20 protein-coding genes are annotated in these 22,282 nt (G+C 59.2%); 2 read left to right on the top strand and 18 right to left on the bottom strand.

Annotated elements, in window-relative coordinates:
- Positions 1–4: 4 nt before the first annotated feature.
- Both BRPE64_RS31540 and BRPE64_RS31545 read right to left on the bottom strand, forming a co-directional pair.
- Positions 5–706, bottom strand: a complete 702-nt coding sequence (locus BRPE64_RS31540) for an RraA family protein (RefSeq protein WP_044044208.1) — start codon at positions 704–706, stop codon at positions 5–7.
- Entirely contained in the window at positions 703–1,695 is a 993-nt protein-coding gene (locus BRPE64_RS31545) for a hydroxyacid dehydrogenase (RefSeq protein ID WP_044044375.1), read from the bottom strand. The genes BRPE64_RS31540 and BRPE64_RS31545 overlap by 4 nt, the downstream gene beginning before the upstream one ends.
- Positions 1,696–1,823: 128 nt before the next feature.
- Here BRPE64_RS31545 and BRPE64_RS31550 point away from each other — a divergent pair, with 128 nt between their 5' ends.
- Positions 1,824–2,741, top strand: a complete 918-nt coding sequence (locus tag BRPE64_RS31550) for a LysR family transcriptional regulator (RefSeq protein WP_232519367.1) — start codon at positions 1,824–1,826, stop codon at positions 2,739–2,741.
- Between the two features lie 279 nt (positions 2,742–3,020).
- Here BRPE64_RS31550 and BRPE64_RS31555 read toward each other — a convergent pair whose 3' ends face one another.
- The 16 genes from BRPE64_RS31555 to BRPE64_RS31625 form a co-directional block, all read right to left on the bottom strand.
- On the bottom strand, positions 3,021–3,536 hold the full coding sequence (locus tag BRPE64_RS31555) for a DUF1993 family protein (RefSeq protein ID WP_084675950.1): 516 nt from the start codon (positions 3,534–3,536) through the stop codon (positions 3,021–3,023).
- Positions 3,537–3,612: 76 nt separating this feature from the next.
- Positions 3,613–4,896, bottom strand: a complete 1,284-nt coding sequence (locus tag BRPE64_RS31560; RefSeq protein ID WP_044044379.1) for an MFS transporter — start codon at positions 4,894–4,896, stop codon at positions 3,613–3,615.
- Positions 4,897–5,354: 458 nt separating this feature from the next.
- On the bottom strand, positions 5,355–6,404 hold the full coding sequence (locus tag BRPE64_RS31565; protein WP_044044211.1) for a GSU2403 family nucleotidyltransferase fold protein: 1,050 nt from the start codon (positions 6,402–6,404) through the stop codon (positions 5,355–5,357).
- 453 nt (positions 6,405–6,857) lie between these two features.
- Entirely contained in the window at positions 6,858–7,778 is a 921-nt protein-coding gene (locus BRPE64_RS31570) for a LysR family transcriptional regulator (RefSeq protein ID WP_084675952.1), read from the bottom strand.
- Between the two features lie 413 nt (positions 7,779–8,191).
- Entirely contained in the window at positions 8,192–8,500 is a 309-nt protein-coding gene (locus BRPE64_RS32655; RefSeq protein ID WP_084675954.1) for a DUF4148 domain-containing protein, read from the bottom strand.
- Between the two features lie 1,309 nt (positions 8,501–9,809).
- On the bottom strand, positions 9,810–11,495 hold the full coding sequence (locus BRPE64_RS31575; RefSeq protein ID WP_044044214.1) for a cation acetate symporter: 1,686 nt from the start codon (positions 11,493–11,495) through the stop codon (positions 9,810–9,812).
- A 2-nt stretch (positions 11,496–11,497) separates the two neighbouring features.
- On the bottom strand, positions 11,498–11,815 hold the full coding sequence (locus BRPE64_RS31580; RefSeq protein ID WP_044044215.1) for a DUF485 domain-containing protein: 318 nt from the start codon (positions 11,813–11,815) through the stop codon (positions 11,498–11,500).
- Between the two features lie 328 nt (positions 11,816–12,143).
- Positions 12,144–12,578: a nuclear transport factor 2 family protein gene (locus BRPE64_RS31585; RefSeq protein ID WP_044044216.1), complete on the bottom strand. Its 435-nt coding sequence runs from the start codon at positions 12,576–12,578 to the stop codon at positions 12,144–12,146.
- 42 nt (positions 12,579–12,620) lie between these two features.
- Positions 12,621–13,157, bottom strand: a complete 537-nt coding sequence (locus BRPE64_RS31590; RefSeq protein WP_044044217.1) for a hypothetical protein — start codon at positions 13,155–13,157, stop codon at positions 12,621–12,623.
- 158 nt (positions 13,158–13,315) lie between these two features.
- On the bottom strand, positions 13,316–13,609 hold the full coding sequence (locus tag BRPE64_RS31595; protein ID WP_044044219.1) for a DUF1330 domain-containing protein: 294 nt from the start codon (positions 13,607–13,609) through the stop codon (positions 13,316–13,318).
- A gap of 81 nt (positions 13,610–13,690) precedes the next feature.
- Positions 13,691–15,997 (bottom strand): N,N-dimethylformamidase beta subunit family domain-containing protein, encoded by a 2,307-nt coding sequence (locus tag BRPE64_RS31600; protein ID WP_044044220.1) that lies wholly within the window; start codon positions 15,995–15,997, stop codon positions 13,691–13,693.
- 26 nt (positions 15,998–16,023) lie between these two features.
- Positions 16,024–16,383 (bottom strand): hypothetical protein, encoded by a 360-nt coding sequence (locus BRPE64_RS31605; RefSeq protein WP_044044222.1) that lies wholly within the window; start codon positions 16,381–16,383, stop codon positions 16,024–16,026.
- Between the two features lie 95 nt (positions 16,384–16,478).
- Positions 16,479–17,369, bottom strand: a complete 891-nt coding sequence (locus BRPE64_RS31610) for a dihydrodipicolinate synthase family protein (protein ID WP_044044223.1) — start codon at positions 17,367–17,369, stop codon at positions 16,479–16,481.
- A gap of 43 nt (positions 17,370–17,412) precedes the next feature.
- Positions 17,413–18,195 (bottom strand): aldolase, encoded by a 783-nt coding sequence (locus BRPE64_RS31615; RefSeq protein ID WP_044044225.1) that lies wholly within the window; start codon positions 18,193–18,195, stop codon positions 17,413–17,415.
- Positions 18,196–18,253: 58 nt separating this feature from the next.
- Complete coding sequence (locus BRPE64_RS31620; RefSeq protein WP_051180625.1) at positions 18,254–19,705, bottom strand: amidase; 1,452 nt, start codon at positions 19,703–19,705, stop codon at positions 18,254–18,256.
- A 67-nt stretch (positions 19,706–19,772) separates the two neighbouring features.
- A complete protein-coding gene (locus BRPE64_RS31625) occupies positions 19,773–20,459 on the bottom strand; it encodes an ATP-binding cassette domain-containing protein (protein WP_160167959.1) in 687 nt (228 codons plus the stop codon).
- A 339-nt stretch (positions 20,460–20,798) separates the two neighbouring features.
- Between BRPE64_RS31625 and pdxR the strand changes: the two genes are divergently transcribed.
- Complete coding sequence (gene pdxR / locus BRPE64_RS31630; RefSeq protein ID WP_044044385.1) at positions 20,799–22,274, top strand: MocR-like pyridoxine biosynthesis transcription factor PdxR; 1,476 nt, start codon at positions 20,799–20,801, stop codon at positions 22,272–22,274.
- The last annotated feature ends 8 nt before the right edge of the window (positions 22,275–22,282 follow it).

Consider the following 22,282-nt stretch of genomic DNA (forward strand, 5'->3'; position numbering starts at 1 on the left):
GGCCTCAGACGGGACATCCCTTCTTGCGCAGCAACGCGTTGAAGCGCTCGGGGTCCGCCGTGCCGGCGAGGTTGGTCGCGCGAATACCGGCTTCCTTGTCGGCGTGGGCGCGTACCAGCGGCAGAAGCGCGTCGAGCTGACAGGCCGGGATCGCGATCACGCCATCCGCGTCGCCGAGCACGAGGTCGCCGGGCGTCACGACCATGCCCGCGCATGAAATCGGCACGTTGACTTCGCCCGGACCTTCCTTGCTCGGGCCGCGGAACGTATGGCCACGCGCGTAGACGGGAATGACGCCTTCGGCCCACTCGGCGAGATCGCGAATCGCGCCATCGATCACGAATCCGCCAATCTTTTTCGTCAGCGCCGAGGTGCGCATCAGTCCGCCGATCAGCGCCTGCGTGAGATCGCCGCCGCCATCGACGACGATCACATCGCCCGGCCCGGCCATTTCGATCGCCTTGTGAATCATCATGTTGTCGCCGGGGCGCACGCGTACCGTGAGCGCCGGGCCGCACATCGTGAGCGACAGCGAGTGGTGATACGCGCTCAGACCCATCGCGCCGACGCTGCGGCCCATGCAGTCGCCGGCATGCGCGACCGGCACGGTACGGAAGGCCTCGACCTGGGCCGCGGACGGCACGCATGCGCGATCGCCGATAAAGAAACCCGCGGGCCAGCCGGCCCGATTCTGAACAGCGCTCATGCGATCACCTTCTTGTCGGAGAGGAGCACGTCGGGATTGACGCAGCTCGTTGAATTCGCGGACTCGCCGCGCAGGTAGCTCAGGCAGGCATCGACGGCCGAGGTCGCGACGGCATCGAGGGCATCGGGCGTCGAACCGCCGACATGCGGCGTCAGGACGACATTGCTCAGATGCGCGAGCGGATCGTCGGCGCCGAGCGGTTCATGCGCGAAGGTGTCGAGGCCGGCCGCGGCGAGCTTGCCGCGTTTCAACGCGTCGACGAGCGCGGCTTCGTCGATCAGTTCGCCGCGCGCGGTGTTGATGACGATCGAACCATCGGGCAACGCCTCGATCGCCGCTGCGTCGATCATCCCGCGCGTGTGCGCGTTGACCGGGCAGTGCAGACTCAGCACGTTCGATTTCGTCAGGAGCGCCTGCACGGAATTTTCGACCGTGACATGGGCGCCGGCCGTGTCGCGATCGAGCGCCGGATCGAAGACGTGAACCTTCATGCCGAGCGCATGGGCAATCTTCGCGACCTGGCGGCCGATCTGGCCGAAGCCAATCAGCCCGAGCGTGCGCCCGTGGAGCTGCATGCCGTCGCCGGTCCGCGTCCAGCGTCCGGCGCGCAGTTCGCGGTCGAAGTAAGCGACCTTGCGCGCGGCGCCGATCATCAGTCCGATCGTCAGTTCGGCGACCGACGAGGTGTTCGTGCCGGGCGTCGTGAACACCGGAATGCCGGCCGCCGTCGCGGCCTGGACATCGATGTTGGTCACGCCCACGCCGTGCTTGCAGATCACCCTGAGCGTGGCGCAGCTTTCGATGGCGGCTCCCGAGAGCAGAACAGTGCGGGAGATCACCGCGTCGATCGGCTGCGAGGCCAGAATGCGCTCGACCTCGTTCGCATCCTGCGCATCCTGGATATAGAAGACCTCGCAGCCCGCGTCGGCCAGGGCACGCTGCCCTGCTGCCGCCAGCCTCGGCGCGGTAACGAGAAATCGGTACGTCATGAGTGTCTCCGTGATCGGTGTGTCGCCATTGTTCTGCCACGGACTCATAATGTCTATTATCGAATATTCAACAAACGATTCCCGTGAGTTATGATTTGAATCAACCAGCGCTTTGACGGAGCCGCGGCGTGCTGATCAATCTGCAGATGCGCGACCTGATGTACTTTGCGAAAGTCGCCGAACTGGGCCACCTCGGGCGAGCCTCGCAGGAATTGCATATCACCCAGCCGGCGCTGTCCAAGTGCATCGACCGTCTGGAGACGACTTACGGCGCGGCCTTGTTCGAGCGCAGCGGCCGGGGCATCCGCCTGACTGACGCGGGCCGCCTGCTGCTCGAGCGCGCTCGCATGATCGAGCGGAGTCTCGACGAAACGCACAGGCAGATTTCATCGCTCGGAAAGGGGCTGGCGGGTCTCGTCAGAGTCGGCGCCGCCGCCACGATCGCGGAATTCGTCATGCCGGCGGTCTGTCGCGCCATGCTCGAAGAGGCGCCCGAAGTGGCCGTGGAATTGCAGATCGGCATGAACGACGTGCTGCACGAATCGTTGCGCAAGCGCCTGCTCGACGTCGTCGTCGGCCCGCTTGGGACACGCGACGATGCGCTGACGGAAATTCCCATCGCGACGGATGAGGTGGTGGTTGCCGCGAGCGCGTCTCATCCGCTGGCGGGCGCGCATGCGTCACTTCAGGACATGTCCCGTTACGGATGGGTTTTACCGGCGCGCTCCGTCGCCACCCGCCAATGGCTCGAACGCGTGTTCCTGGCGCATCAGCTCCCACCTCCGCACGCGTCGATCATGACGAGCTCGATTGCCGCGGTTCCCCGGCTGATCGCGCAAAGCGGGCTGCTCAGCTTCATTTCGCGACGCAATCTGACTGAGGGTCGCTTCACTCCGGAACTGGTCGAGGTCTTTAATCCGGAGACCACGATGATCCGGGAATTCGGCGTGGTGCATCTTGACGATGCCTATCTGTCTCCGGCGACCAAGCGTTTCATCGAACTGGTAAAAGCCGTCGGACAGATGCAGGCGCCGGGCACGCGATAGATTGGCAGAAACCGTATTCAGATTTGGCGAGCGGGTCGAATCTCATGAAGCACGACTCGCTCTGATCACGCTAAGGCGATTTCTTGTTTTTCAGTGCTTCATTTGAATACAGTATGGCGAGACGATCGGTGGCATCAACCGTCGATGCCGATGCCGCTCAATCGCGGAAGATCGACCCTCGCTCTTCCACGACAAAGCGTGGCGTAATACTGCGCGTCGGACGGACATGACCGGACACCTCTGCGTTCGTGATCTCGCCTACTGCACTTCAAGGGTCGTTCACCTCGGCGCGGGGTAGATAGGACCGATGTAATCACGCTTGCCCACGTCAACCCCGCCTTGACTCAGGATGGCATAGGCGTTTCCGACGTGAAAATAAACGTTGGGAAAAACCACTTCGATGACGAACCTCTCCGAATCGATTGGCTCTGCGAGCCAGGCGAACTTGATCATGCGATCGCTGACATCGGTGAGCGCCTGCCGCGTCACGCCGCGCGCGAACCCGACAATCTCGCGGATAAGCGCGCGCAATCCCGCGATATTCGTCTCTGATTCCGAAGAACGAAAACGCAGGCCGGTCAGCCCCGCGATGCCGCTTTCCAGATACGTGCAGGCGCTCTGAATCTGGAAGCTGAAAGGGGCCATGTCGGGGGCCAGTTGCCAGTTCATCAGCACTTCGACATCGAAGCCCTTCAACATGGCGTGACGCTCGGCCTTGGCCATCCACTGATCCATGCGCTCGATAGCCGATGCACACTGTTCGATGATTTGACGATGCATGTGTTTCCGTACCATTCAAGCAATGCAGATCGGCGTCCAGGCGACGTTGTTGTCGCCATCATGGCGCCGCGTCCGTAACGTCGTTGAAGCGCTAAACGAGCTGTGCAGCCGCGCGCCTCTCGCGACGGTTGATTCGTAACACGACAAACGACGCAACGATGCACAAACCTCCGGAAAGCATCGTCGTCACGGTGTAAGTTCCAAGGCTCGCTCGCAGCATGCCGGCGCCCAGGGTCGCAAACGCAGCGCCTAACTGATGTCCTGCCACGATCCAGCCGAATACCACGGGTGCAGCTTCCTTCCCATATCGATCGGTGGTCAGCCGTACGGTCGGTGCGACCGTTGCAACCCAGTCAAGTCCGTAGAAGACCGCAAACAACGGCAAGCCAAAAAAGTCGATGCCGAAGGCGTAAGGCAAATACATTAAGGACAATCCCCGCAAGCCGTAATACCAGAACAGCAGAACACGGGAATTGAAGCGGTCTGAAAGCCACCCGGAAAGCGTCGTTCCGATGAGATCAAACACCCCCATTGCGGCAAGCAACGATGCACCCTGCACCTCCGACATCCCATAGTCGCCGCACATTGCGATCAGATGCGTACCGACATAGCCATTCGTACTGGCGCCGCATATGAAGAAGCTCGCAAAGAGGAGCCAGAAATCCTTTGTTTTGCTCGCCGACATCAGAGTGCTGAACGCGATGGCGATGGGATTATTCGTCGTTTCATCGGAAGGCGCCGGAAAATCCGCGGATTCTCCGTATGTCTTTAGTCCGATGCTTTGGGGGCGCTCGGGTAGCAATAGAGCAACCAGCGGGATCACTGCCGCGGCGATACCTGCAACGACAAAGACGACCAGGCGCCAACCGAACCGCTCGGAGATTGCCGCGAGCATGGGCAAAAACACCAGGCTGCCGGTTGCCGTACTCGCGGTCAGGAGACCCATTACGAGACCGCGGTGGGTCGTGAACCAGCGATTGACGATGGTTGCCGACAATGTCAGCGCTGCCACGCCTGTCGCGCCACCGATCATCACGCCCCACAGGATGATCATCTGCCACGGGTGTGACATCATCGACGAGAGCCCGACACCTACGGCGATCGTCGTCAGTGCGGTAAGGATTGTCGGACGCACGCCAAAGCGCTGCATGGCAGCCGCGGCAAACGGACCCATGAGTCCGTATAGCGCGATATCGATGGAGATGGCCAAGGAGATGGTCGTGCGGCTCCAGCCGAACTCGCGCTCAAGCGGCACCATCAACACGCTCGGCGTCGCCTGCGTGCCCGCAGCGACAAGAAGGACCAGAAATACGATTCCCACGGCTAACCAGGCGTAGTGAAAACGCTTTCCAACAATAGGTGCTGCCCCGTTCATTTGTTCTCCGAGTGCGGACCTCACGCGCTTGCGCATCGACACATCGACACATCGATCTTTGCGCGGCGGCCAAAGAGACACGCTTGTGAGACACGCTTGTGACTCAACTGTCACAACAAGGTTGCGATGGTAGTCATCGGCTCAGCGCAGTGTCAAGCGTTCCCGCTCAATAAAGAGGGACTTGATTGTCTATCTATTACGCATGACTTGTGGATTTCGCATATACTTCTGATGCAAAAATTCTGGCCTCCACGCGTCGCTCTCTCGCGCTGAGCATTTGGCGAACAAATCCAGGAATGCTGACCCGATTCGTCTCGTGTCACCCATGGAAGGTGGACAAGAACATGGTCAAGCGTGCCGCTTTCGGATGCGGTCAGGAACTTATGTGACGCGGGCCTGATTGGCGAGCGTCTGCAAGGCCTCAGCCGGTTTCCGGGTGAGGCTTACTTGACACGACTTCAGCCTTTGAGCCCTTCCTCAAGCTCGGCAAAGGCGTCGGCATGCGCTTCGAGCGCGCGGCTTACCTCGGGAAGCGCCCGACGAATCATCGGCCGTGCAGAACGGGGAAGCTCCGCGCACGCGAGTTCGATTTCGCCGCTCCTGTGCTCACCGAGCATCGCGAGCAACACGCACGCCTGCTGGATGTCCTTCTGTGACTTCACCAGCATGTTGGTACGCAAACGCGAGACGAGGATCTTGTGGATCGCGAAGCGCGCGGGTTCCGGTACCCGCACCGGCACGGCTCCGTGTCTTGAGATCAACGTTCCCATATGAGACTGAGCAAGAAGGTAAGCGAGATAAGGCAGGCCGCTTGCGTGTGCGCTGAGTTCGGGCACAGCGACGATAGGAAACGTATTGTCCTTCGACGGCACGAGCAGATCGACGTGAAAACGCGTTCGGCCTGCCTGCTTGAACGACGTGGACGGGTCGGCTCGGTTGAACCCGGGCACAGGTACGAAGTCGATGCCCGTCTCTTTCAGGATATCGAGCAGACCTCCGGAGGGTATGCCTCGCAGTGCGAGCTGACGAGCGCGGGCGATATCGATGTCCTCGGTCTCATACGCCAGCGCCTTGATGCCGAGACTGTTGAGCAGCACGGCATACGCGTGTGAACCCACGAGCACTGCACCCGCCTGAAAGAGTCCATGGTTATAAAGGACGGCCATGGTCGAGTACGTCTTGTTGTCGGCGACCTGAAAATTGAGCTTCGCGAGCTCGCGGATGCGCCCGATCAGGTCTTTTGCTTCATCGATCTGCAGTCGCACCGCTGTGACGTACTCCTCGGCCGCCGGTTCGCCCTTGGGCCCGCCCAGGCTCTCCTGCTGCCGCTTGCCTTCGGCGTTCATGAACTGGCGGGCGTAGTAGACGGCATCGCCACGCTTGTGTTCGATGATCGTTCCTGGCGCACCCACCAGCACCCGCGGCTGCGCCGCGCAAGCCTGCTCGATGTTCGCGTATTGGGAGTTGAACGCCTGATCGTGCCGCTGATAGATCGGAAAGCCATTCATGATCGGAAAGATTGCAGTAGTTTTTTAGATTGTACTGCAAGAACTTTCGAAAAATTGCAGTAATTTTTGTGAAACTACTGCAAGGCGCCATTCAACCGACGCTGGCGACACACCATCCCAGCCACATGATTTGCTCAACCAGAAACAACAGACGGCGCAAAGGAGCATGGTATCGCTCCCTACGTCATCGCCGAGCGCGTGCGACATGGCTGATGCAAAGACTCGTTGTATTCGTCCATGCCCAGTCGAGCGTCGCGCATCGGCACGCATCACTCATGCTGGGGAGACGCCCATCCTCCGGCGGAAGAGCAGCGAAAGCTGGCGCCTTGCGGATCCAGTGGACCGATATCACGCATGCGCAGTCCGCCGCCTTTCAGCGCGCGCGGCTACGAGAATCGCAATGAGCGTATGCCCGGCAACCAGCGAGACATCGTGAGCGTTAGCGGTCGGGACTCAGCGCCTTTTCTGCTTGCCGAATCGCGAGAGCGACTCCCTGAGACGCGGCGCGGCGAAGTCGATGAAATGCCGCAGCTTCACGGCCATCAGGTTCCTGGACACATGCACCAGATGGACGGGTACAGGATCGATTTCGAATTGCGGCAGGAGGATTTCGAGTTGTCCGTTGCGCAGCGCCTCGTCGGCGTCGTGCTCGAACACATAGGTGATGCCCGCGCCGTCCGCTGCGGCGCTCACAGCGGCATCGGGCGACGTGACCTCGAGCCGGGGCTTCACCGCCAGCAGGTAGACCTTATGAGTCGATGGAAGCCGGAAGCGCCATGGCGACAGGAACGGGCTATTGAAGACGACGCACGGATACTTTACGAGTTCATCGGGCTCGCGCGGAGCCGTGTGTCTTGCGAGAAGGGCTGGACTCGCGCACACGATCGGGCGCAATGACCCGACGCGCGTGGCGATCATGTTGCTGTCCGCCAGTTCGCCAATGCGCACGGCGAGATCGGCATGCGAATCGATGAGGTCGATATTGCGGTCGGAAAGAAGCAGCCGCACGGTAATGTCCGGATACCGTTCCAGGAACTGGTTGATGACTGGCAAGACATGCAGGCGGCCTAGTTGCACGGGTGCGGTGACGACCAGTTCGCCTCTGGCAGTGGCGAACTCACCGGTGGCTTCATGCTCCTGTTCACGCACGAGATCGAGAATGCGCCGCGCGGCCGCGACGTACGACATGCCTGCGTCGGTCAGCGTTAGCTTGCGCGTGGTGCGTATGAGCAACCGGGTTCCGAGCATCTCCTCGAGGTCGGCGACCTTGCGCGTGAGCGTGCTGACCGGAATCTTCAACTCACGAGCCGCTGCCGACAGGCTTCCCCTGTCCACAGCAGTCACTAGCATTCCCATGGCGTCTAGTCGGTCCACCGCGATTGCTCACGCAGAATATCGTCGCATTATTGTAAGTGAAGTAGCCGGCAGAGACTCGGCTGCGTCCACGGGTGTTTCACTACCCGCCACATGCTTGATCAATGGAGCTCCGGTCAAGTCGCGGCGGTAGCTTGCGCGAACAATAGAAGGTCCCGAATTGCTTTGGAATCTTCACGCGCAAAAGCTGTCGCATAAGTCGAATCATTGAAGTGCCTCGATCCGCCCGACACGACGGCTATCTCGTCGACTGAATCCAGATGGGAAAAGTCGAGCCGATGCCGGATTGACGGCATTCAGGCCTTCTGCCGCCTGCAATCCCTGAGAAGTTATGTAGATGCGCCAGACGCTTAAACCGACCCCGACTGCCGCTCCAAGCACCCGAAGAGGTGCTTGGAGAACTACCATGACGCTCAAGGGCGGCTGACGTTAAGTGGACTGGGGGTAATCGCTCGTCCCGAACTGGAAGTATCACCGCTTACGCCACCTACGGCAGTCGCGCCCGCCTCTTCCCGCTGCGTTCTCAACCGCTCCTGCGCCGCAAGAATATTGCTCGGGTACGTCGCATGATCGCTCGATGGGTTGTAACCGGCTTGCTCCAACTGGACCAACTCCGCCTTTACTTCGGCACGAGTCAATCCACTGGCTTCATCGGCATGCGCAAGCGTGGGGGCAATTGCGGCAGAAGCGAAAACAAGAGTAGCAGTGATCGATTTAAGCATTTGATTCTATGAGTCTATAACGGGTTGGGTCATCGAAGTCCTGGCAGCTCATCTGCCCTCGATTCGAATGAAGTTTAAGCGCGCAGGTTCTCGAGAAAAATCCGCGTTCGCCTAAAACAAAATTCTCAAAGATCGCAACAATCCAGTTTTCGATTTATTTGGCCAACAACAATCGCGCAGCTATCGGAGCGCGTGCTGACATTGCCTTCACCCGTGGACCTCTCATCGAGGGGCAGTGCGGATCTGCGCCACGCGAGTCTGCGTTCGTCCGTCATCCAGTGGAACATCACTGCCACACGAGATATACCGCTTGGTATGTTTCAGTGACGATGGGATTGGCTGATTGAGCGATCCTCCCCCTGCCCACACCTTGATTGAATATGTGCTTCTACAATTTTAATTCGCGAGGGTTTTGCAATTGGCGTGCGACCATACGCCTCTCGACGATTCGATGAGACGACACCCAATCGGCGCCCCTCAAACCAACGAGAATCATTTGTATTTGAAAGGAATTTGATTCATCAACTGTCCTGCTCTCTGGCGCTCTTGTCGTCGAGCAGAACCCGCCAGGTACGGCGCGTCAGGCCGAGTGCATGTGGCGGAAGCCAGACTCATTTCGATCAACGATCGCGCCTCGAACCGTACCGCTTGAAATGACCTTCGGCTCATAGGCGACGCGCTTCGTCGAGCGAGCCGTCATGGCAAAGACCGACCATCAACGATAACTACATTTCGTGAAGACAACCACCATAGCGATTCGGGTCGCATTTGCGCGCCCGTAACGATGTTGACTAACAGTGCCGTACTCCTCACCGCGCTCTCCGCGATCGCCGGACTACCGATTTCAAGCTTTGCCCAGGGCACCGCTCAATTGAGCGATCGTTCCAAGGAAGCAGCCGGCGATTGCGGCCGGACACGGGGTCCGACTGATCGGACTGGGCAAGACAACCGATTTAAATGGCCTGGCCCTCGCGGCGCTCGCTGCCCTCACGATCATTGCCACCCTGTGCGAACGGCCTGAATGAGCAGCCTGGAGGCGAGACTCCAATCATATGGTCCGGTCTGGGATTTATGCGGCATCTCGGACCAGGCCGCGCGCGGGCCCACCCGGATAGCCCCGCGAAGCATTTGAATCCTGCGCCATCGTATCGAGCAACGCGCAAAGCCTTTTCCTCGACGTCATGGACGGATTGATCACACTCCGTCGAGCCTCATCGACAGGATTCACAGATTTGCACCCCGGACGCAAAAATCGGCCGCGATCAGGTGACGACTCCGCATCGCAGCCGAGACCTGTCGACGCCTCAGACTAATGATCGACAGCTTGCGCTGCCATGATCCCCGTTTCCGAATTGAAGACCTGCAGTGCGAACGCATCGCGCTCGCGCCGGGCTCGCGCACTTTGATCCAATAGCGAGAAGATCCAGATGCCGGAGAACGCCAGCGGAACCGAAATCAGTGCCGCATTATCCAGCGCGACCAGGGCTTTCGAATGATGAAGCACATCGACCCACACCGCCTTCGAGAGAATCGTCAATAGAACCGAGGACACCAGTCCCAAAGCGCCACCGATGACGGCGCCACGGGTCGTCATGCCGCGCCAGAAAATCGACAAGGCCAGCACCGGGAAATTCGCGCTCGCCGCAACTGAAGCCACGAGACCGGTAAGAAAGGCGACGTTACTATTCTCGAAGATCACACCGAGTCCGATCGCGACTACGCTCAGTACCAGCGCGGCGATTCGCGAGATACGAATTTCCCGCTTTTCATCGCTGTTACCTCGCGCCAGCCAGCAGCCGTAAAGATCGTGAGAGATCGTAGCCGCGCCGGAGAGTGTCAGTCCGGCCACAACGGCGAGAATCGTCGCAAATGTCACCGCAGCAATGAACCCGTAGAACAGATTTCCGCCCAGCGCCTGCGCGAGTTTCACGGCGGCCATATTCGAACCGCCCATCAGATCCTGCGTCAGATTGAAACTGCCGTTCGCCGCGGTTCTGAAGAATTCCGGGTGGTCCGCCAGCAAAGCGATTGCAGAGAACCCGATGATAAAGGTCAGCAAGTAGAAGTAGCCGATGAAACCCGTTGCAACGAACACGGACTTGCGTGCCTCCTTCGCGTTCGGAACAGTGAAGAATCGCATGAGGATATGAGGATATCCCGCGGTACCGAACATCAACGCGATGCCCAGCGACAGCGCGTTCAGCGGATCCTTCAGCATTTTGCCCGGCCCCATGATGCTGAGCGCCGCCGGGTGCACGTCGACGGCTCGCCGAAACATCGCCTCCGGACTAAAACCGAACTGAGCGAGTGCGATGATCGACATGAAAGTTGCACCGCACAGCAACAACACGGCCTTGATGATCTGCACCCAGCTCGTAGCCGTCATGCCCCCGAAGAACACATAGACGACCATCAAGGCGCCGACGATACTCACGGCCATCCAGTACGGCAAGCCGAAAAGCAGCTGAATCAGCTTCCCCGCGCCCACCATCTGCCCCACCATGTAAAAGATCACGATGATGAGCGACGTGCTTGCGGTCAAAAGTCGAATCGGGGCCTGCTCGAAACGATAAGCCACCACGTCGATAAAGGTGAATTTCCCGAGATTGCGCAAGGGCTCCGCAAGCAGGAACATCACAAACGGCCAGCCTACTAGAAAGCCGATGGAGTAAATGAGGCCATCGAAACCGAACACGAACACCATTCCTGAAATACCCAGAAATGATGCCGCGGACATGAAATCGCCGGAGAGCGCGAGCCCGTTCTGAAAGCCGGAAAGACCGTTGCCTGCGCTATAGAAATCCCTGGCGGTCCTCGTTTTGCGGGCCGCCCAACGCGTTATGCCAAGTGTGACGAGTACAAACAGGACGAAGGTCCCGATTGCAACCGGATTCAATACGGAACGCTCAGAGGTCAATCCCGAGATTCCAGCGGCATGCACCGGTCCGGTCAGGAGGATCACCGGTGCAAGCGATAAGAGACGAAAGTGCTTCATCGTCAGTCTCCCCGTCCGGCAGAAACAAGCAGCGAGCTCATTGCGGGATCGAACGTACGATTCGCACGCAGCACATAAAATCCCGTCATGGCCACCGAGCCGATGACGATGCCGATGCCCACGACGATTCCAGTGCTGATGACTCCGCCCCTGAAAAACGGGCGCGCAAGCATATGCGGCGCGAGAGCGACCAGCAGAATGAAGCCGTAGTAGATCAGCGTCATCAGCGCCGTCATGGTCAGTCTGAACCGGCGACGCGATGCCACGAGCTTCCTGTACGTCGCACTGGCTTCCATCTGATCGATGTCCGATTGTTGCATTGCTCTCCTCCGAATGTGTCCAATAATGTCAATACGAATGTGGCCACCGCTGAATCGCTAAAGTTTCAACATCTCAAAAATCAACCTGCGCGCTTCGGAGAAGCGTAGTAGCGAGTCGTGCAGCACCGCTCACGCGCCTACCATCAGGCTTCGTTCAATTGCAAGTCAAAGCCTGGAATTGAACTCCGTCTTACCTTGCATTCCTAATTGTTTTCGAATGAGCAATCTTCTCTCGACCATCTCTCGTCAGTCGCTGATGCTTCCTGCAAACGCAACAGCGACGGCGGTTACAGCGTCTTACGCTCCCTCGACGGAGGGAGCACGGATCTCAGACGAACAATGAGTCGGGAGCCTCGCCTTCCGGCCAGGCATTGAAGGTCGCCTCCCAGTAAACGCATTTCTCTTTCTGGATTTCGATGAACTCGATGCCGCGCCCCTTCATCGACTTGCCGGTCTTGCTGTCGGTCCACGAGGCCGTCCACGAGCAAATGATGGTGGACCCTACGACGCCACGGAGCGTCTTCTTGAGTTGGTAGCCCTTCTGGCGCGCCAGTCGGGCGAGAATGAAGGCCTTGAGGTCCGTCTTGCCTTGGATGCGCGGCAGATCCGCGAATTCCACGACGATGTCGTCGGCGAAGCCCTGCATGTAGTTGTCGATATCGCCGGTGTTCCATTGTTTCTGGTATCCGGCGAGCAGCGCTTCCGCCTGCGACCAGGTCATCTGTTCGGTCGCGTCGGTCTGCGGGGTGACAATAGCGTTCATAGATTCAACTCCTTATTTGCGTGGGTTTGTTCGCTTGGCAACTCAAATGTCGCCATTGAAATGTTCTTGCAGGTAGCGATTGACCGCGGTCTCGGCGCTCACGCCATGGCCGATTCTTTGCACGTTGCGAACCCAATGCTCGCGCTCGAACGCGATAAGCGGGATCTCCCACGTGCACGCGACCACGGCATTGGGATCTTTCGTGAATTCCGGGTTGGTGATGGATTCCGAGCGAAACAGAATCTGCTTCCACAACACGTCGTGGGACCACCAGTCAAGCAACAGCCAGTTGCCAAGGCGCCCTTGATGGAGCACGGCGAAACCGGTCCTGTGCGAGTTCTTGCTGAGCAAAGGGTTGTTGGCGACTTGATCCCAGACAAGCTTCTTGGCCGCGTTCAATAGTCCGGCATCGACAATCGGCTCGCCCTCGACGTACCTCGCATTGATGCCATAAAACTTGAAGGTCCAGCCATGAGCGGATTCGAGTTCGATGAAGCGGATCGGGCGGACGTCGTACGCATCCCTTTTCAGCCCGTAGTTGTCCGCTTGCTCTGCGATGGCTTCAACACCAAGACTCATTTTCTATCTCCTGAATACGAAAACCGGCTTGCCTGAACTGATGGCGCAGCGCCGAATACCGGGCGAGCCGATCTCGCTTGATCAAAAAAGTATTTCCTTTCTATCTCTTGCTACATGCCTTTCAGGCCTTGCCCTGTCCCTGATCGGCTTCCCACCCGTCACTCCGCCACGCCTTCGACGATCGCGAGCTTGCGTCTGGCGTATTTCTCGATCACATCGATGGCCGGCCGATATTCGGGCGAGTAATACCACTGGCGCGCACGCTCCACCGATTCGAACTCGACGATGATCAGCCGGTCGAAACTCCAGTCACCTTCGATGACCTCGGTCGCGCCACCGCGCACCAGGTACTTCCCGCCAAATGCATTGATCACCGGATAGGCGACTTCCCGATATTTCTCATAGGCTTCCTGATTGGTAATTTCGACATCGACAAGCACGTAGGCCGCCATGAGTTGCTCCAATGAACAGGTTCGTTTCTCGTTGCTTCAAGTTTTCCCTAGACGACTTCGGGTCGCTCGGCAACGCTTTCCTCAGCCAAGCGTTTCATCGATGAACCTGCTGGGCAGTTCATCCTTGAGGAACGCCCGCGTGACGTTCGACATCAAACGGGAGATGCTGTTGTCGAAGCCGTTGATCGGCAAGGCCTGACCGAATGAGATTGCGCCCGTTGCAAATACGGCGCCTCCCGCCTTCGTATCGAAGTACGTCATGTCGGCGCGGATCCGATAGTCGTATGTCCCGGTGAGACCTGGCTGCATATAGAAGATCTCGTCCTGAAAGACCACATAGTTGTCACTGTGCTCGCCGGACGACGCCAGAATGCGCGTATGAGGCGGCGTGCCCTTGCTCAGGTCGTACCGGTCGATCTCCAGACCGGCCGAACCCGAGTGCGCCAGACCGAAGTCGCCGAACAACTCCGTATCGATACCGTCGAAAACCCACGCAAAAGACGGGTCTCTGGCATCCGGCATCTTCGTGTACCCCTGCCCCGTCTCCCATCCCTCGGAAATGCTTCCGATGCCGAAGATCTTTTGCGGTGGTCGGTTGAGTTGCTTCCAGAGGCCGCCCTTGCGGCCGTTGAGCGCCAGATGATGTTCGCCTGGGCGGGCATTCCATGAGCGATGCCCCGCATCGAGTTTGCGAACTTCCATCACGGCGGGATTGGCGGCGTCCAGCGTGACGCTCCAATAGAAGCCATTTCCGCCGAGATACATCAGACGTCCGCCTTCGCCGACATAGTCCTCGATGGCGTCGAGAACCTGCTCCGACACGTACTCCGGATGGCTTCCGGTCAACACGCACTTGTAGCGCTTCAGTGCGGACAACCCTTCCTTATGCAAGTCTTCGTCGGTGATGAGTTCCCAGTCGAGTCCGCTTTGTTCGAGCCAGGCCACGATGGAAAGGTCGGCGGGAAACTGCCATGGCGTTCCGATCGATGACATGCGATATTTCGGCCGCATCGTGAAGAGCGGTCGCAGATACGATGAGTAACTGACGCCTCCTCCGTCCGCATAGACATCGTATGTCGCGTACCCGAACTCCGGGTTCTCGTACATCTCGATATCGACGTCATCGGCGATGGGCGGCTGGCCCATCATCGGCTGGATGCCGGGCGCATCCAGAGACAGATGCTCGTTCGCGTAGGCGAGATAGCTTTGTGTCGGCACCAGCAAGCACAGCTTGGCGGTCGGAGTTTTGGCGCGCACGAAGAAGACGACGTACTCCTCGTTCATTTTCTTGCCATCGTGGATACGAAGGCGGAATGCGTAGATGCCGCTCTTGATCCCGTCGGGAAGCGTGATTCGGCGCGTCACTTTCCACTTGCAGTCGATCACCGCGTCAGCGTGGAATTCGATGCCGCCGTATTCCTCAGGCCCGGTATGAAAGGAGTCGTGCCGGCCGCTCCAGTTCCATCCTGTCTGTCCACGTACAGGATAGTTCTGGCCATGAGCGTGAATGCCCATTGGACCTGTATCGACAACCATCTGGCCAATGCCGGAAACGCTATAGCCAGCGGAGGTGTTCCAGTAGATGAACTTTTCCGTCGCGTTGGGCGCTTGTCCCTTGGCGAGGCTGGCGAGCGCATCTTCTCCCGCGCCATACCAGAGAACCCCGGGGCGATCGATCTTCCCGTGGAAATTTTCAGCCGTCCAGCGCTCGTCGTCCGGCAGGGAAACGTCGGCGCAGGCGATCAGGAACCGCGCGTCCGGGGTGCTGATCGGCGCGTTCAGCCTGACTTCGAATCGTGCGGGTGCACGGTCGGCAAAGGCGTTTGCGCTCAGGAGGCCGTTGTAGCGCGACACCACGTTTCGGCGATGCAGCGTCACGCGTCCGGATGCGGGGTCGACTGCAACGGCGACGAAGTACCAGGTTTTCGCGACCAGCGCGTCGTGATCCTGAACTTCGCCACTGGACGCTGAAGAACTCCACCGGAACGCAAGCTTTCCGTTTCCCCCGATCTCGAGACGATATCCCTGCCTCGATGTCGTGTCCCACCGGCCCAATATTGTCTGTGTGTCGCCGGTTGCGGGCAGCGTCGGATACACGAAGGCAAACAGGGTGAATGCCTGAAGTTCGTCGAGCTTGTTCGCTGAATCCGCGACCGACAGATACGAGCCGATTTGCGTCCGCTGCTGATGAACGTCCCACTCGCCATTGGCATCGCAATCGACTTCTCGTTCGATAAAGCCCGGTCCTGACGGATGCTCGTCACCGTGAATCAATCGAACGAGTTGTGCCTGAGCGGTGGTCGCGCCCGTCGCGCTCACGAATACGTCGAAGGCGTCGCCAGGGCGAACCGAGATCTTGTTCGCATAGCCAAAAATTTTGGTAGACATACAGCGATTCCGTCAAAGTAATCGAGTTAAAGCTTGAGATCGACGATTCGGCGCAGAAAGGTCGCGTGATAGGCCTCGTCTGGCGATGCGTAGATTTTCTGATCGACCGTCTTCGGCGCCACGCCTCTTTGGCCAGACAAGGTGATGATCTGATAAGCCTTGAACGGCTCTATCACGCGTATTGCATACTTGCCGGCGTGTGGTCCGTTGCTGAGAATGAACGCCAGCCGCGCCAGCGCGTCGCTTTGTTTGCCGAGCGGCTGGCGTCGATGCTCTTCGATCAGCTCCTCGCTGATCAGACCGCGAGCACGCTCGCGCTGATTGGCGAGAAAGCGTTCGTAATAGAGCAGGTCGCGATTCTCGGACTGTGATCTGGAGAGTCCCATTCGAGCCTCGGTTGGTTAGTCGGAAGAACGCTAAAGATTTCGAAGTCCGGACGCCGGTCCGGGCATGTTCGTTTATGGCGGCGTCCGGTTGACATTTAGCGCCGGGCTTCTTGCAACAGCTTTGTCAGCATCTCCCTTTCCTCTTGCGCAAGCGGTGCGAGCGGCGCGCGAGGTATTCCGACGTCGAGGCCGTCGAGTTGCAGACCCGCCTTGATCGTGGTGGGCAATCCGCCCTTCAGAATAAATTCGAGCACCGGAAGTTGACGGTAAAACAGCCTTCGCGCGCGATCCAGTTCGCCGGTCGCTACCGCGTTGTAAAGATCGATCGTGAGCGTCGGAATCAGGTTCGGGGCGGCCGTGCACCAGCCGGCCGCTCCGGCCACGAAAGCCTCGAGCGCGAGCGGGTTGCTACCGTTGTAAAACGGGATTTCTCCGTTGGAGAGTTGGTGAAGCTTGTGCATCCGCTGAATGTCGCCGGTGCTCTCCTTCACCATCGTCACCGCGTCGATCTCTTTCACCAGGCGCGAAATCAGAAGCGGACTCATGTCGATGCCGCTGGTCGCCGGGTTGTTGTAGACCATGATGGGAATACCCACAGCCTTGCCGATAGCCGCGTAGTGTTCGAAGATCTCCTGCTCGCTCAGCTTCCAGTAGGAAATCGGCAGAACCATGACGGCATCCGCGCCTTGGGCCTCCGCGAATTTCGCGCGACGGATGGCGTTGCGTGTGGTCAGATCGGAGATACCCACAACGACAGGGACGCGCCTCGCAACCTGCTTGATGGAAGCTTCCGCCGCGCGGTCCCATTCATCATCCGACAGATAGGCGCTTTCCCCCGTGCTGCCCAGCGGCGCGATCGCATGAACGCCGCTTCCGACCAGTCTCTCGATCGACTGTGACAGCATTCCGACATCGATACCGCCCTCCACCGGATGGAACGGCGTGATCGGATAAGCGATGATTCCCTTGAATTTCTGCTCTGACATGACAGCCTCGATCAGTGATGAGTTCGTTGATTTCCTGGCGCCTTTACTGCAGACACCCTTCGTGATGCGGAAGCGCTCTGCGGGCGAAGTAACCGAACGTGACCGCATCGCGCTTGGGCGTCGAGATCCAGTCGTGCGCCTCTTTGCCCAGTTCGGGCGCGATCGGTTTCATGTCGCCCGCGGCCATGGCCGTCAGTTGCATTCGCGCGGCGCGTTCCATCAGCAACGCGAGAACACACGCTTCCTCGACCGTCTTGCCGGTCACGAGCATGCCGTGATGAGCCAACAGGATGGCTCGCTTCTGGCCGAGCGCCCCTGAAATGATCTCTCCCTCCTCGTTGCCGACCGGGATTCCGGGCCACCTTTCGAGGAAGGCGCAATCGTCGTAAAGGGGGCACAAATCCATGTGCGACACGACGAGCGGCACTTCGAGCGTCGATAACGCCGAAACAAAGCGTGGATGCGTGTGAATGATGCAGTTGACGTCCGGTCGCGCGCGATAGATCCACGTATGAAATCGATTCGCCGGATTCGGCATTCCCTTTCCGTCGAGGGTCTTCAGATCCTGATTCACTTGAAGCAGGTTCGACGCGGTAATTTCATCGAACCCGTGTCCGAACGGCTGCGTATAGAAGGTCTCAGCTTCCGGCGCGCGCGCGGTGATCTGGCCCGCGAGTCCCGAATCATGCCCGCCATCGAACAGGATCCGGCAGGTCAGAGCCAATTTCTGCTTTTCACTCCATTGCTGTTCGGTCAACTCGCCGTTCATTTGCGCGAGCGCGCGGGCTACGAGTTCGGCCTTCGCGACATGCAATGTTTCTGGCATTTCCAAACCTCGTCTGTCAATTCGTGATTGCGCAATTAAGTCGGTCTGTGCGGCGCGCTCAAAGCGCCGGATGCCTCGATGACCACGGTGCGATCGCCTCAAACTCTCTCGCGACGGCAAAGATCGATACGTCGTCGAAGGGGCGGCCAATGATCTGCACCCCGGTGGGCACACCTGAACTGCTAAAGCCCGACGGCAAGGAAAACACCGGGCACTGGCTCAGCAGATTGAAGGGATAAGTGAGGGCCCAGTTCAGGAACGCGTCGACGCGCTTGCCATTGATCGTGAAATCGGCATCGTCGTTCCGGTGCTCAGCCTTGATCGCGGGAACGGCAAGCGTGGGCGTGACCAGCACATCGTTGCGCGCGAGAATGGGCGAGAGGCGTTTCCACATATTCGTGCGGACCATTTCCGTCTGCTTGACGCGAATCGCGCTATGCGCCAGCCCTTTGTGAATGAGCTTGCGCACGAACGGGTCCATTTTGTATTGCCATTCCGGAATATGATGATGGGCGAGCGTTGCCAGCAAACCCTCCCAGTGCGTGACCCAAGCGTCGTACACGAGGTCGCTCCAGCCGATTTCGACCGTTTCGACGATTGCACCGGCGTCGGCCATTTTTTCCACGGCGATACGCGTGTTGTCCGCGACTTCCTTGTCGATTTCGAAGTAACCGAGGTCAGGCGAAAACGCCACGCGAACGCCCTTCATCGAACGCTGAACGGACGCCTTCGGAATCTTGACCTCGTCGCGCAAACTCGTGATGTCCTCGGGGTGTTGTCCGGACATCACATTGAGCATCAGCGCGGCATCGTCGACCGAGCGCGTCATCGGCCCGATGTGGATGATGGATTCGAACATGGTGTCGAGCAGGAAGCCGGGGACGCGTCCGAACGAGGGCTTGTACCCGACAATGCCGTTCATCGAAGCAGGCATGCGAATCGAGCCGCCGCCATCGTCGCCTTCCGCGAGTGTCGTCATGCCGGCTGCCACGGTCACGCCGGCGCCGCCTGACGATCCGCCACTGCTGAAGTCCTGATTCCACGGATTGCGCGTGACGCCATACAGAGGGCTATGGCAATGCCCGCAATGCGCGAATTCGGGCGTGGTGGTCCGGATATGCATGATCGCGCCCGCGTCGAGCAGGCGTTGCACCGCAGGCAGAGTCCGATCGGCAGGCACGCCTTCGAAAATGCGTGAACCCCACGTAGTGGTCACATCCTTGATCGGATGCAGCTCCTTGACGGCAAGCGGAATGCCCTCGAGCGGCCGCACCACCTGTCCCGACCGATAGCGCTTCTCCGCATCTTTCGCCTGCCCGAGCGCCTGCTCGTAGAACCGGTTCGTGATTGCGTTGACGCTCGGGTTCACCGCCTCGCAGCGCTCGATGACGGACTGCATGAGATCCACGGGAGAAAGGCTGCCATCCTTGAAACGATGGACGGCTTCCTCCGCGGTGATGTAGTGAAGTTCGGAACTCGATACCATCGTGGGCTTCAGAAGTGTGGACATGTATCCCCCTGGACTTGTTCGCGATAGTTAGGTTGGCGACGACCCGAGTGTCGGCGCGGTTCGACTTTCATACCCATGGCGACCTTACGTCGCCCGATAATTCACGCTCCAGCTCGCGGATGTTCGCCGCACTGCTCATTGCGAACGCTCGCTTGAACCTTCCCGAATCCATGAGATACCCGCGTGTCGAGAGTCTCGCCGCGAAGCTCGCATCCTTTTCGAGCGTCAGCACCGCCAGCTTCGCGTCGCTCGACACCTGCTCGATCACCTCGACCATCTCATCGAGCAGTGGAGGCTGCACGCCTGCGGAAGGCTCGTCCAGAACCAGAAGCTTCGGCTCGCTCATCAGTTCACGCGCCAAGGCCAGCAGCTGCTGTTGCCCTTCATCGAGCGAACCGCCGAGTTCCCTCAGGACCGGTTTCAGGGTCTTGAAGTAGGTCAGCTGAGTCTCCAGAACACTGGACGTCTGCGCACTGTCGAGCCGCGCTGCGTATGCACCGACCAACATGTTTTGCATGACCGTCAGTTGCGAGAACACCTGGCGGGCCTGAGAGACATACGCGATTCCCCTGCGGGCTCGTGCATGTGCTGCCTCCGCGGTGACCTCCACGCCCATGAAGCGAATATTTCCCCGCCTGCAGGGAAGCGCTCCGGTTATGGCCCGGGCCAGCGTCGTTTTCCCCGCACTCGCCCGACCCAGCACCGCCACTCGCTCCCCGAAATCGATCTGAAGATTGATCCCGCTCAGAACCACGGCGTCTCCATACCCTGAACTCGCATTGCTCGCGCTGAATAACATCTCGTTTTCCCCTGGATGCTTACGCGTCCGGACCCAGACATCGGTTCCTCGAGCAAACCAGCCGATGCTCCGGCCCGCTGCCCCGTCTTAAAGCCATCAAGACGCGCTCACATGGTGTGGCCGCGACGCATTCCGGGCGATCCACATATGTTTTTCGTGCGGTGGTATAGATGGTATGCTCCATGAGGATCCAAATCATCATCCAGTTTTTTTGATTTGACGGGTCCAGATTTTTTCGCGGAGGAAATTGAAATGAGCGGAAGAAAGCACGCACTGCGGGCATGGGATTGGACGATGTCGCCTGATCGTGACACTTCGCGTCCGCTCAATGTCCAGATCGGCAAGGGCCTCATCGACAAGATCCGGGCCGGTTTGCTTCCGCCTGGAACGCCGTTGCCGGGCTCGCGCGAACTCGCCGCCATCCTGGGCGTGAATCGGAAAACGATCGTTCTGGTCTACGACGAACTCGCGGCGCAGGGGTGGCTGTCCACCGAAGGCCGTCGAGGCACCTTCGTATCGCCCGATCTTCCGCAGGTGCGAGGGCGGCTCGGCGACAATTCAGCCGCTATCTTCGAGGAGGCCTTGCCCAACCCCGCCTATCACGTCTATGGATCAACCGAGCCATTACCGGAGATGGCATCGGAAGGTGTGATCGACTTCACGGATGGCGTGCCCGACACGCGTCTGGTGCCGTTCGGCGCGCTCTCCAGCGCGTTTCGCATGGCTTTGCTCGAGTTTGCGCGCGGCAGTCAATTGGGCTACTCCGATCCCCGCGGTCTTTTCGAGCTAAGAAATACCTTGACCTCGATGTTGCGCATCGAGCGCGGCCTGAGGGCGGATCCCGAGAGCATTTGCGTGGTGCGCGGCAGCCAGATGGGCATTTATCTCGCGGCCCGCATACTGGTTCGCCCCGGCGACACGGTCGTGCTGGAACAACTCACCTATCCCCCGGCTCGCGATGCGTTTCGCGCATGCGGGGCGTCGGTCGTCAGCATCGACCAGGATGAGTTCGGCATGAGCGCGGAATCGCTCAGAAACGTTTGCAAGGCGCAACGTGTTCGGGCGATCTATCTCACGCCGCATCATCAGTTTCCAACCACGGTAACGATGCCGATAGAACGACGCATGGAATTGCTCAAGCTGGCGGAAGAATTCGGCTTTGTCATCATCGAGGACGACTACGACCACGAGTTTCACTTCACGCACAACCCCATGCAACCCATGGCCGCACTCGACCGCCGCGGCACCGTGATCTATATCGGCTCGCTATCGAAGATACTCGCGCCGGGATTGCGTGTCGGCTACGTGGTCGCGCCCCCATCCATCATTCATCGCATCGCAAACGAGATCGTCCTGATCGACCGGCAAGGGAATTCCGTTACCGAACGCGCGATTGCCGATCTCATGCAAAGCGGAGAACTGAGGCGCCACGTACGCCACGCAGCCAAGGTGTATCACGCGCGCTGTCATACGTCCGCCGCGCTCGTGAGCGAGTATTTGGGCCCGTTTGCGAGCGTCGATATTCCTGGCGGTGGCCTTGCCCTATGGGTCCGTAAGACTGACGATGTCGATATGGCGCAGTTGTACGACGACGCGATTGCTCAGAAGGTGCGCATTCTGCCGGGCTCGAATTTCTCCGCTGAAGCGCGCAATGTGAAAGCCCTGAGACTCGGCTATGCGAGCCTGAACGAAAAGGAAATGCAGACGGGCATGGCAAGACTCAAGTCGGCATTGTCGCGGCAGGTTCACCTCTACGGGTCGGCTGCCTAGCTCGATGC

This window comes from Caballeronia insecticola (assembly GCF_000402035.1).
GTDB lineage: Bacteria > Pseudomonadota > Gammaproteobacteria > Burkholderiales > Burkholderiaceae > Caballeronia > Caballeronia insecticola.